We start from the raw sequence: 10,728 nt of genomic DNA, 5'->3' as shown, positions 1-10,728 counted from the left end.
ATGTGGGAGCTGGCTTGCCTGCGAAGACGTTGGTCCAGCAAACAGTGATGTTGACTGACCCAGCGCTTTCGCGGGCAAGCCCGCTCCCACAAAGGATTTGCGGTGATGATTAGAACGTAGTGCGAACGCCGAACTGAACGCTTCTACCTGGCGCCGGCGCGATGTCGCGCAGGATCGAGCTGGCATAGCGCACGGTCTGGTTGGTCAGGTTCTCGCCATTGACGAACGCCAGCCACTGGCTGCCGCCCACATTGAAGCGATACCCCGCGCTGGCACCGAGGGTGGTGTAGCCATCGGTGCCGCTTTCGTTGTCCGGCACACGCCCTTGGCCTGCGGCATGTTCCACATCGATACGCGCCTGCCAGCGATCCAGTTCCCACAGCAAGCCGCTGTTCAAACGCAATGGCGCAATGCGCGGCAAGGCTTCGCCGGTGTCCAGGTTGGTGGCGCGGGTGTAGTCGCCCGACAGTTCCAGCGCAAACTTACCGTAGGCGCCTTCGCCGAGCTTCCAGTGATCCTGGGCTTCGAAGCCGGCGAAACGTGCGCGCACGCCAGAATATTCGTACTCGGGAATACCACTCGCGTCCTCTTCGCCTTCATCGTTCAGGGTACGACCCGTGCCCAACAAGCCGATGTAATTGGAGAAGTGGCTATAGAACACGCCGAAGCTGCCCTTGTGGGTGCCGTTGTCAAAGCGCAGGGCCAGGTCGCTGGACACGGCCTTTTCTTTCTTCAGGTTGGCATCGCCCAACTCGTAGGTACCGGTGGCAACGTGGGCGCCGTTGGCGTACAGCTCGTAAAAGGTCGGCGCGCGTTCGGTGTAGCCGAGGGTGGCGGCCAGGGACCAGATCGGCGTGAGGGTGTACACCGCACCAGAAGAGAGGCTACCGGCGGTGAATTCACTGCTCTTGTCGGCATTGGCAAAACGCTCGTTGCCTTTGGCGTTCGGGTCGACGCTGGTGTGTTCCAGGCGTGCGCCGAGGCTGAGTTTCAGGCGTTCGGTGGCTTGTATTTCTTCGAGGATAAACAGCGCGCCGGCGTTGGTGTCGGTCTGCGGCACGAAGGCTTCTTCGCCCAGGGCCGAGAACTCGTTGCGGGTCACTTGGGCGCCGACCACGCCATCGAATGGGCCAATCGGCTGGTGACGAGCTTCCACCCGCGCTTCATAGCCTTTGTTCTTGAAGGTGGTGCCGGTTTCACCGCCTTCGATTTCGCGGTGTTCGTAGTCGGTGTACCCGGCGTCGATTTTCACCGAGGTAAACGGCCCTTGCAGGTTGCGGACCTCGGAGGCAAAGGCGTAGTGGTCCTGTTTCATGCGGATGCGCACATCCTGCTCGGCAGGTGAGCCGTAGTTACTGTCGTAGTTGCTGTAGGACAGCCCGGCATAACCATCGTCCCAGGTGTAGGAACCGCCCACCGCGCCGCCGTCCTGGCGCCCATTGCTGTTACCCAGGCGCCCGTTTTTGCCGGGGCCGTTTTCGCTCTCCGGCGCGTGGCGGCTGTGGGCGTAGCCTGGGATTTTAAGGTCGTTGAACTCGCGCGCATTGGCATCCAGGTGCAAGGCGAAGGTGCCATTGCCCGCTTCCAGCTTGCCGGCGCTGCTGCGGGTGGTGTCGGCGCCGCCGTAGCGCAACTCGCCAGCGCCATGGATGCCTTCGATGGCTTCGGTGGGGATGCGATTGTCGAAGGTGTTGACCACCCCACCGATGGCGCTGCCGCCGTACAGCAGGGCGGCCGGGCCCCTTACGATTTCGATGCGGTCAACGTTGATCGGGTCCAGGGGCACCGCGTGGTCGTAGGACAGCGACGAGGCATCCAGCGCCCCCACGCCGTTGCGCAGGATGCGAATGCGGTCGCCATCCTGGCCGCGAATGATCGGGCGGCTGGCCCCCGGGCCAAAGTACGAAGACGACACGCCCGGCTGCTTGTTCAGGGTTTCACCGAGGCTGCCTTTTTGTTGCAGGGTCAGGTCATCGCCTTCCAGCACGGTGGTGGGCGAGGCGAGTTGTGTGCTGCCCAGCGGGTTGCCAGTGACCACTTGGGGTGGCAGTTCCAGGGCATGGGCCTGGGAGCCAATCAACAGGGCGGCGGCGAGGGGCGACAAGCGCCAGAGAGAAGGCAGCGACATCGGATATTCCTGGGCAAAATGACTGATAACTTAAGTTACAATATAACATCTCTTTTTTGTTAGGGAGGGGAACTTTTCCTGGCGGGCTATATTCAATGCCATGCTTCCACCTGCACGCCCCGTCGGCTAAGGTGCGCGGCTGTGTTTCCTCTTTTTGCAAAAGGCCCGGCATGACCGCGACAAGCAACGACCCGCTCCACGGTGTGACCCTGCAGCACGTGCTCACCACCCTGGTGGAACATTACGAGTGGAGCGGCTTGGCCGAGCGCATTGATGTCCGCTGCTTCAAGAGTGACCCGAGCATCAAGTCGAGCCTGACCTTCCTGCGCAAGACGCCCTGGGCGCGGGAAAAAGTCGAAGGGTTGTACGTCAAGCTGATGCGCACCAAACGCCCGCTGGACTGAGCCCATGAAGCGTTTTGTCGCAACGGCTGCACTCGCCGGTTGGGTGGGGTTGGCGATCCAGCAATATCTGATTCTGTATTCGCGCTGGGCCAGTGGCGCGAGCTTGCTGGGCGGCCTGATCAGTTTCTTAAGCTTCTTCACCGTTCTGACCAATACCCTGGTGGTCGTGGTGCTCAGCTATTCACTGGTCAAGCGCGACTCAGCCGCCAAGCGGTTCTTCCTCGCGCCTCGCATCAGTAGCGCGATTGCCGCGAGCATCGTGGTGGTGAGCCTGGCCTACAACCTGCTGCTGCGGCATCTGTGGAGCCCGCAAGGCTTTCAATTTATCGCCGATGAATTGCTGCACGACGTCATGCCGTTGTTGTTTGTGGTGTATTGGTGGCGGTGCGTGCCCAAGGGTACGTTGCGGCTCAAACACATTGCCGGCTGGGTGATCTACCCATTGGTGTACTTCGGTTATGTGCTGCTGCGGGGGCATATGCTCGGGCAGTATCAGTACCCGTTCATGGATGTGGACAGCCTCGGTTATCCACAAGTGTTTGTGAATGCCGGAGGGATTTTGGCAGGGTTTATCGTCATTGGGCTGGTGATCGTTGGCCTGGACAAGCGCCTCAAATCACCCTCGATTTAAAGTGAGCGCCATTAAGGTGGGAGCAGGCTTGCCTGCGATAGCATCACCTCGGTGTAACTGATAAACCGAGGTGCTTGCATCGCAGGCAAGCACCACCTTTATTCTTCGTCGCTACCTTCGGCACGCCAGTAGCCCACGGCCTTGAGGTATTGCTCATTGACCTTGTGCGTATCCAGCAGCACCCGCCGTACCTGGCGCGACAGCTTGGTTTCGGTGGCGACGAAGCTGTACAACGCCCCGCTGGGCAGCGTCAGGTTGCGCACCACATCGAGCAGATCATCCTGGCCGCGCATCACCCAAATAATCTCGACGTCCGCCGCGCTTTGCAGCATTTGTTGTTCCGCCGCATCCGCGATTTCAATCACCGCCAGCACCTTGCGCCCGGCCGGCAGTTCTTCCAGGCGTCGACCGATGGCGGGCAGGGCGGTTTCGTCGCCGATCAGCAGGTAGCTGTCGAAAATGTCCGGCACGATCATCGAGCCTCGTGGCCCACCGATATACAGGTGCTGACCGACCTGCGCCTGCTCGGCCCAGGTAGACGCAGGGCCATCGCCATGCAGCACGAAGTCGATATCCAGCTCGCCGATTTTCAGGTCGTAGCGTCGTGGCGTGTAGTCGCGCATGGCCGGTTGCGGGCCGTCGCCCTTGATGGCGAACGTCGGGCTTTCCAGCGCCGCTTGCTCGGCGGCGTTCTGCGGGAACAGCAGCTTGATGTGATCGTCGCTGCCCAGGCTGATAAAGCCCGCCAGCTCGGGCCCGCCCAGTGTGATGCGGCGCATGCGCGGGGTGATGTCCACCACCCGCAGCACTTCCAGGCGGCGGCGTTTGATTTCGTGAGTCACGCGATGAATGGCTTGTGTGTTCATTGGTCTGTCCCGTCGGCAATGGCTTGGGCGGTGCGATTGAGCAGCGCCGCAACACGAACGATTTCCTGCGGGCTCCAGTGCCCGTTGTGCGAATGCAAGGCATGGCGCAGGTTGTGCACCGCCTCATGAATCTCGGGTGGGCGATCGTGGCCGCGCAGCGAGCGTTTGCTCACATCGATGCGCATGCGCACGCCGTCCAGAGCAACCGCTTGCTCGCTTAAGAAGAGACGACCGGCGTCGGTGATTGTGTAGTGTTTTTTCCCGCCTTCGGCAGTGCCGCTGATCAGCTCGCTCTCTTCGAGGAAGGTCAGGGTCGGGTAGATCACGCCGGGGCTGGGGCTGTAGGCGCCGTCGAACAGGCTTTCGATGCGGCGGATCAGGTCGTAGCCGTGGCATGGCTGTTCGGCGATCAGCGCCAGCAGCAGTAATTTCAGATCACCCGGTGCGAAGACGCGAGGACCGCGACCACCACGTTTTTCGAATTCACCGCGAGATTCGTTTCTCATGCAGGCTCTCCAGACAGGTTTAGATATAACTTAAGATATATCTTAATGTGACGATAGGGCTGGGCGACCAACGGTCGTCGGCGCCTTTTCCGGCAGAGGACCTTGGAATACGTAGAATACGATTAATTTTAGAGTCATAACTTTAATTAGAGTTTAAACTCAGTTAAGTTTAGGTCCGGCAGATAGTTTGTGGTATTTTTCTGAGCGAAAGTTCTTTTGGTTGGCCCTGTTTTTTGTGTTGTAGTCTTGTTCTTACAGCCACTTTGAAAGTTTTGGCAAAGTGCCATGTTTTTCTCTCAATCCCTGATTATTAGGGCTACGCAGGTGTGAGAGGTTGCCTGCATACCTACTGTTATTTTGAGTTGATCATTGTTTGGCGTTGCAACTAACGGCAGCGCGTTCGTTGTTAAGGCGGTTACTTGGCGACGAATCACTCAATGTTGATAACTACAGGTATTGACCATGTTCAAGAAGTTCGCGATTGCTGTTCCCCTGGCTGTTATGGCGCTGTCCTCCTCGGTAACAGCTTTTGCTGCCGGTGAAGCCAGCCACACCGTCAACATGAAGGCCACCATCCCGACTACGGTGTTCCACGCCCAGCCGCGTGACCCGAACTGGGGTCGCGATGAAACCATGACCTACAACCTGGTCAGCGGTGAGCTGGCGCCGTTGAGCGCCATCTACGACATCAAGAACACCAATGGTTCGGTTCACGCCTACATCGAAGGCGGCCCGGCCGTGCTGTTCAACGGTGACCCAAGCCAGAACATCCCGCTCACCACCACCCTCAATGGTGTGACCCTGACCGGCACCCCACAGGAAGTGGTCAACGAAGCCGACTCCACCCCAGGCGTAGGTGCGGAGATGCGCATCGTCGCAGCCAAGCCTTCGGCGACTCAGCGCGGTTCGTACACCTCTGTGATGCCAGTGGTCTTCGACGCGGTACTGCCAGTAGGGCCTTGATGCCAATCAATGCCCGCTTGGCGCGGGCATGACTTTTCAGGTCGGCGAATTCCTCCTCCGTTCGCCGGCCTGGTTTTCGATTCTGGTCTCCTGGCATTCAGAGTATCCGTTCATGTTCCCGATGACGCCTATCGCGGCTGCGCTTGCGCTGCTGATATGTACGAGTGCGCTGGCGGCACCTGCTGCTTCCGGTGCAGCCACGCCCGGCAGCCTGATCACTCAGGCCCAAGGCTTGCCCGCAGGCTTTGCCGATCACTTTTTCGATGTACCCCTGGCGGTGCGCGTAGACCTGGACCACCAACTGCTTGGCGAAGCGCTGATCGTGCTGTCCCGGGACGACCGCGTCACCCTGCTCGAATTCACCGACACCGGCGACAGCAAGGTGCCGGCTGCCACCCGCGACACCTGGCAAGGCCTGCTGGAAAAAGGCGTGGCGTTGGGCGCCTGTACCCAGTCTTGCCCGCAAAAGATGATCTCTGCTTACTACAACCTGGAAAGCTCCCAGTTATCGATCCTCACGCAGGACGTTGAACTGAGCAGCGAAGCCCCGCGCTTTTACGACCAGCCCGACGGCGGCAGCCTGGGGTTGATCATCAACAACCAGCTCAACCTCAATGGCGGTCAGCAAGACAGCCTCGGCGGCCGTTATGGTTTGCAAGCCAGTTCCAGCGTGGGCAACTGGAGCCAGGTGTTCAACCTGCAACTGGCGCGCCAGAGCGGTAATGACCAACCCATGCGCCACGCGATTCATGAGCTGTACACCCAGCGTGAACTGGAGGGGCAGTTTTTTCGCCTTGGCCACTTCACCCCCAATTCCGATGGCCTGACCCGTCAACTGCGCAGCTTCGGCGCCAGCCCCGACACCGCCTTGGGCATCATGTACGGCAGTTCCGACAGCCTGGCGATCAACAACCCCAAGCCCAGCGTGTACCCGATCTACGTCACCGCCAACCGTCAGGCAGCGGTAGAGATCTATCGCAACGGCTTGCTGATCAACACCCAGGCCGTGGCCGCCGGCCTGCAAACGCTGGACACCCGGCCACTGCCCGGCGGTATCTATGAAGTGGAAGTACGCCTGGTGGAAGACGGCCTCACCACCAGCACTACCCAGGAGCTGGTGTACAAGCCCGGTAACTGGCGCAACGCCGAAGACCGCTGGCGCTACAACCTGTTCGCCGGGCGCGAAACCAAGCTGTTCAGCAACTGGGACGAGCAAGCCTCAGGTGCGGTGACGGCCGGCGCGTCGCTCAATTACCTGCTGCACCCACGGGTGATTCTTGGCCTGTCGGCCCGCCAGGTGCGCGAGCAACTGCAATATGGCAGCTCGGTGGACTGGACCGTTGCCGACAACACCAGCCTCTATGCCAATGTTTATCAAACCCGTGAACATGGCACCGGCCTTGACCTGCAAGGGCTCTACAGCTTCGGCGCGACCAACCTGGTGTTCAGTCACAACCGCAGCTGGCTCGACACCCGCGACACCTACGAAACCCTGCCCGACGGCACGCGCCTGCGGCGTAACACCTTTGTCGGCCAGGCCAGCAATTCGGCGTTGTCGGTCAACCATCGCCTTGATGCGAAAAACACCTTGAACATGCGGGTGTCCCACAGCCAAGGCAACGTCGAAGGTGCGGGGCTGGACCTGGGCTGGAGCCGTCACGACAGCTTTTTCGGCAGTGATGCCAACTGGCGTTTCTCGGTGTTCGACCGCCCCGGCAGCGCCGGCACCAATGACCAGCGCAACCGTGGCGTGGATGTGAGCCTGAGCGTGAACCTGGGCAGCGAAGGCCGGCAGATTTCCGGCAGCATCGGCACCCGCACCGCCCGTGATGGCGGCCGCGATAACAATGCGTCGATCACGTATCGCCAGAACCTCACCGACCATGTGCTGCAAAGTGTCTCGGCCACGGCGATCACTGATACCTACGGCGTCGGCCTGTCAGGCATGGCCAACTTCAGTACCGACGTGGTCAGCGGCGACGGCTTTGTGCAGCGCAGCTCCTTCAATGGCGATTTCAGTGGTGGCTTGAACCTCAACAGCACCTTCGTCGCGGGCGCCGGGAAAATGCTGCTCAGCAGCCAGTACCAGGGCAACGGCGCGGGGATGATCATCGATGTGGAAACCGACCTCGACGAGATCGCCCTGCGCGCCGACGACCTGGGCGGCGGCAGCGCGGTACTGCGTCCGGGGCGCAACTACGTGCCGGTCTCGGCCTACAAGAGCAGCAGCGTGAGCTTCGACTTCGAAGGCAACCACCCGCCGGCGGCGAACATCCAGCCCGCACGCTCCAGTTACCACCTGAACAAGGGCGGCGTGGACTACCGCAAGATCACCGTGATGAAAACCGTCACCGTACTCGGCCGCCTGCTGGATGAACGCGGCGCGCCGCTTAAAGGCCATCACGTAATCAATCACGCCAGCCGTGGGGTCAGCGAAGTGGACGGGTTCTTCTCCATGGAGATGAGCGCCAGCGCGCCGACCCTGCAGGTGCGCTACCAGAACCAGTTGCTCTGCCAGTTCCGCCTGGACCCGAGCACTGCGCCGGATGAAAACGACGTGCTGATGATCGGTGATCTGCGCTGCACACCGGACACGCTGGCCGAAGCTAACCACAAGGGCGAAACCGCCGGTTGACGGCGGTTGAAACGGGAGTTCATGACCTTGATTACCGCAATGAAAAAACGCTTGGGGCTCTGTGCATTCGCGCTGGTTTTGGGCGCTACCTACAGCTTGCCGGCCCTGGCTATCGTCGAGCAGATCACGGCGGTGTTTCGCCCCGATCCGGCCAACCCAACGAGCAATAAATTCGTCAATACCACGCCGCAAAGTGGCTTGTGTCCCTGGCACGTTCCAGCCAGGTGCGAGGCGGTCAATACCTTCAGTATCCGTAACAGTTCGTTCCGGGCCTATTCCAATGGGCCGATACCGGCGTTTCCGGAGGATCCGCGCCAGAGCGCCTATTTCAAGGTGCCCTCGGCATTTCGCGATCTGCAAGTCACTCATACCGTCACCGGTCGTGCGGAGACGGTACAGATGCGCATTGCAGGTATTGGGGGACGGTGGAATGTCTCTTATCCACCGGGTGTGTCCGGCTGGGCCACGCCAGGTGTGGGCTGGAACACTTATTGGCGAGGGGCGCCGGCACCGTGCTTGCCGATCAATTACATGGCGGCGGGACAAGCGTATGCGCTTTTTTTCTGGATCGTTCCAGAGAACGCCGGAGCCTGCAGCGTTACAAATGGTATGGAAATCGGGCGGATGAGCTACAGCACGCTTGAGTACGGCTACGAACTCAAGACACCAAACCCTCTGGGTATGGACGCTGGTACTTATGAGGGTTCCATCACTTACACCATGGGCCCGGGCGGCGATATGGATTTCGGCACCACCATGATCCCCGACGAAAACACCCTGACCTTCAACTTCATCTTGTCGGTGGAGCACGTGCTCAAGATTGACCTGCCGGCGGGCGGCAATCGCATCGAGCTGTTACCCGAAGGCGGCTGGCAAGCCTGGCTCAACCAGGGGCGGCGCCCGTCGCGGCTATGGCGTGACCAGACCTTCGCAATCTCCGCCAGCTCACGTTTCAAGATGACCCTTGAATGCGGGCTGGTGATCGGCAACACCTGCGGCCTGCGCAACAACGACGGTGACGAAGTGCCGCTTCAAGTCGCCGTGAGCCTGCCCTATGGCTTGCGTGATCAGCACGACCAGGGCGTGAACAAACTGCCCCTGCGCCTCGACGGCGTCGGCACCGAACTGTTCCAGCCGTTGCAGTACGTGAACAACCGCGAGGGCAAGTTGCATTTCGAGGTGGGCAAGGATGACGTCGCCGACATGCTCAAGAAACCCGGCAGCACCTATTCCGGCGTGGCCACGGTGATCTGGGATTCGGAAGTCTAGGCGAGCCCGGCTCGCATATCGGCTCCCTGTGGTGGGCCGCGTTCAATCAATAAGGCGTAATCAAACATGAAACATGCAGTGTTAGGGGCTGGGCTGTTGCTGATGTCATTGGCGGCGCAGGCCGGGCCGGCGATCAATGTCGGCGTGGTGTATGACTACCTGGAGGGCGACCGCAGTTCTTACCTCAAGCGGGTGTTCAACGGCGGCACCAGCACCGCCTTTATCAAGGTCAATGTGCTGGAAATTGTCTATAACGCCGACGGCACGTCCAGGGAAATCCCGGTGGCCTCCCTGACGGATGACAAGGGGGCCGCCACCAGCCGCGACGGCCTGATGGCCAGCCCGGCGCGGTTGATTGTTCCGGCGGGCGGGCGCCAGGGCACTCGCTTGCTGTACATGGGCGAGCGCGACAAGGAGCGTTACTTCCGGGTGCGCTTCATCCCGGTGGTGCCGGAGAAGGAAGACGACTTCGCCGTGACCGACGCCGAGCGCGACGAGTACAAAAAAGATCTCGCCGCCGGCGTCAACGTCATGGCCGGTTACGGCACGGTGTTTTTCGTGCGGCCCAAGGACACCCGCTTCGATACGAAGGTCGTCGAGACCGCCGACCAGTACACCCTGCGCAACGCCGGCAACAGCGTGGTGGTGCTCGATGAGTTCCGGGACTGCTCAGCGGCGAAAAAAACCGACTGCGAAGCCACCACCAAGCACCACATCCTGCCGGGACGCCAATGGCAGCTCGAGAAAAAGCCTGGGCGTGAATACCGCTTCCAGATGATCGAAGGCCGCGACAAAACACCGATGACGGTCAACAGCAACGGGTGATGACAATGTTCAAGCAACTGACGGTATGGGCGGGGCTGGTCGCAACGTTATTCATCGGCGCGCCGGTACAGGCCTTTCAGGAGCGCCAGAGTTTTGATGTGTCGGTCACCATTCCGATCCACGAAGCCTATGTGCTGCCCTCCGAACCCGACTGGATGGCGCAGGACCAACTGCTGGCATGGGACCTGGCGACCTCCAGGCTCGGGCGCCTGCGCAAGAACTTCGACGTGAAAAACCTCAATGGCGGCGTAGCCGCGCGGCTGGGGGACGTGCCCTATCTGTTGAGCGGCCGCGATCGTATTGATTTGCGCGTGCTGTTCAACCGGGTGCCCCTTACCCTGGACTCGACCCAGGTACTCAGCGCTGACGAGGCGGGCATGGGCCGGCGCGTCGAGCTGGAGATTACTCCGATCGAGCCGCAGGGTGGATACCAGGGCGGGTCCTACTACGGCACGGTGCACCTGATGTTTGATTTTCTGGCGCCTTGACCGCTCGGGCCCA

10 protein-coding genes are annotated in these 10,728 nt (G+C 60.6%); 7 read left to right on the top strand and 3 right to left on the bottom strand.

Annotated features, from left to right (window positions below):
* Nucleotides 1-109 precede the first annotated feature (109 nt).
* Complete coding sequence (locus GIV35_RS11545; RefSeq protein WP_236264809.1) at nt 110-2,128, bottom strand: TonB-dependent receptor; 2,019 nt, start codon at nt 2,126-2,128, stop codon at nt 110-112.
* 170 nt (nt 2,129-2,298) lie between these two features.
* On the opposite strand from GIV35_RS11545, the gene GIV35_RS11540 reads away from it, so the two are divergent.
* Nucleotides 2,299-2,532 (top strand): VF530 family DNA-binding protein, encoded by a 234-nt coding sequence (locus GIV35_RS11540; RefSeq protein WP_010212838.1) that lies wholly within the window; start codon nt 2,299-2,301, stop codon nt 2,530-2,532.
* Between the two features lie 4 nt (nt 2,533-2,536).
* Complete coding sequence (locus GIV35_RS11535) at nt 2,537-3,163, top strand: Pr6Pr family membrane protein (protein ID WP_213153263.1); 627 nt, start codon at nt 2,537-2,539, stop codon at nt 3,161-3,163.
* Between the two features lie 98 nt (nt 3,164-3,261).
* Here the strand turns inward: GIV35_RS11535 and GIV35_RS11530 are convergent, their stop codons facing one another.
* Nucleotides 3,262-4,029 carry a siderophore-interacting protein gene (locus tag GIV35_RS11530; RefSeq protein ID WP_223023273.1) on the bottom strand — a complete coding sequence of 256 codons (768 nt, stop codon included), beginning with the start codon at nt 4,027-4,029 and terminating at the stop codon, nt 3,262-3,264.
* Entirely contained in the window at nt 4,026-4,535 is a 510-nt protein-coding gene (locus GIV35_RS11525) for a PadR family transcriptional regulator (RefSeq protein WP_200648531.1), read from the bottom strand. The genes GIV35_RS11530 and GIV35_RS11525 overlap by 4 nt, the downstream gene beginning before the upstream one ends.
* A gap of 462 nt (nt 4,536-4,997) precedes the next feature.
* Between GIV35_RS11525 and GIV35_RS11520 the strand changes: the two genes are divergently transcribed.
* The 5 genes from GIV35_RS11520 (at nt 4,998) to GIV35_RS11500 (ending at nt 10,715) form a co-directional block, all read left to right on the top strand.
* A complete protein-coding gene (locus GIV35_RS11520) occupies nt 4,998-5,498 on the top strand; it encodes a CS1 type fimbrial major subunit (RefSeq protein WP_057701438.1) in 501 nt (166 codons plus the stop codon).
* Nucleotides 5,499-5,610: 112 nt separating this feature from the next.
* Nucleotides 5,611-8,133 (top strand): CS1-pili formation C-terminal domain-containing protein, encoded by a 2,523-nt coding sequence (locus tag GIV35_RS11515; RefSeq protein ID WP_200649396.1) that lies wholly within the window; start codon nt 5,611-5,613, stop codon nt 8,131-8,133.
* Between the two features lie 21 nt (nt 8,134-8,154).
* Nucleotides 8,155-9,402 carry a hypothetical protein gene (locus GIV35_RS11510; RefSeq protein ID WP_105225881.1) on the top strand — a complete coding sequence of 416 codons (1,248 nt, stop codon included), beginning with the start codon at nt 8,155-8,157 and terminating at the stop codon, nt 9,400-9,402.
* Nucleotides 9,403-9,468: 66 nt separating this feature from the next.
* Nucleotides 9,469-10,227 carry a hypothetical protein gene (locus tag GIV35_RS11505; RefSeq protein WP_054922506.1) on the top strand — a complete coding sequence of 253 codons (759 nt, stop codon included), beginning with the start codon at nt 9,469-9,471 and terminating at the stop codon, nt 10,225-10,227.
* A gap of 5 nt (nt 10,228-10,232) precedes the next feature.
* A complete protein-coding gene (locus GIV35_RS11500; RefSeq protein ID WP_223023304.1) occupies nt 10,233-10,715 on the top strand; it encodes a CS1 type fimbrial major subunit in 483 nt (160 codons plus the stop codon).
* Nucleotides 10,716-10,728: the final 13 nt, after the last annotated feature.

The sequence above is a fragment of the Pseudomonas sp. PA-1-6B genome (assembly GCF_021609545.1).
GTDB lineage: Bacteria > Pseudomonadota > Gammaproteobacteria > Pseudomonadales > Pseudomonadaceae > Aquipseudomonas > Aquipseudomonas fluorescens_BV.
Note: the sequence above shows the minus strand (reverse complement) of the source record. Positions and strands in the feature narration are given on the sequence as shown.

What these genes read in the sequence shown, in the direction of transcription:
- GIV35_RS11545 (WP_236264809.1), bottom strand. Translation starts at nt 2,128, where the DNA reads ATGTCGCTGCCTTCTCTCTGGCGCTTGTCGCCCCTCGCCGCCGCCCTG.
- GIV35_RS11540 (WP_010212838.1), top strand. Translation starts at nt 2,299, where the DNA reads ATGACCGCGACAAGCAACGACCCGCTCCACGGTGTGACCCTGCAGCAC.
- GIV35_RS11535 (WP_213153263.1), top strand. Translation starts at nt 2,537, where the DNA reads ATGAAGCGTTTTGTCGCAACGGCTGCACTCGCCGGTTGGGTGGGGTTG.
- GIV35_RS11530 (WP_223023273.1), bottom strand. Translation starts at nt 4,029, where the DNA reads ATGAACACACAAGCCATTCATCGCGTGACTCACGAAATCAAACGCCGC.
- GIV35_RS11525 (WP_200648531.1), bottom strand. Translation starts at nt 4,535, where the DNA reads ATGAGAAACGAATCTCGCGGTGAATTCGAAAAACGTGGTGGTCGCGGT.
- GIV35_RS11520 (WP_057701438.1), top strand. Translation starts at nt 4,998, where the DNA reads ATGTTCAAGAAGTTCGCGATTGCTGTTCCCCTGGCTGTTATGGCGCTG.
- GIV35_RS11515 (WP_200649396.1), top strand. Translation starts at nt 5,611, where the DNA reads ATGTTCCCGATGACGCCTATCGCGGCTGCGCTTGCGCTGCTGATATGT.
- GIV35_RS11510 (WP_105225881.1), top strand. Translation starts at nt 8,155, where the DNA reads ATGACCTTGATTACCGCAATGAAAAAACGCTTGGGGCTCTGTGCATTC.
- GIV35_RS11505 (WP_054922506.1), top strand. Translation starts at nt 9,469, where the DNA reads ATGAAACATGCAGTGTTAGGGGCTGGGCTGTTGCTGATGTCATTGGCG.
- GIV35_RS11500 (WP_223023304.1), top strand. Translation starts at nt 10,233, where the DNA reads ATGTTCAAGCAACTGACGGTATGGGCGGGGCTGGTCGCAACGTTATTC.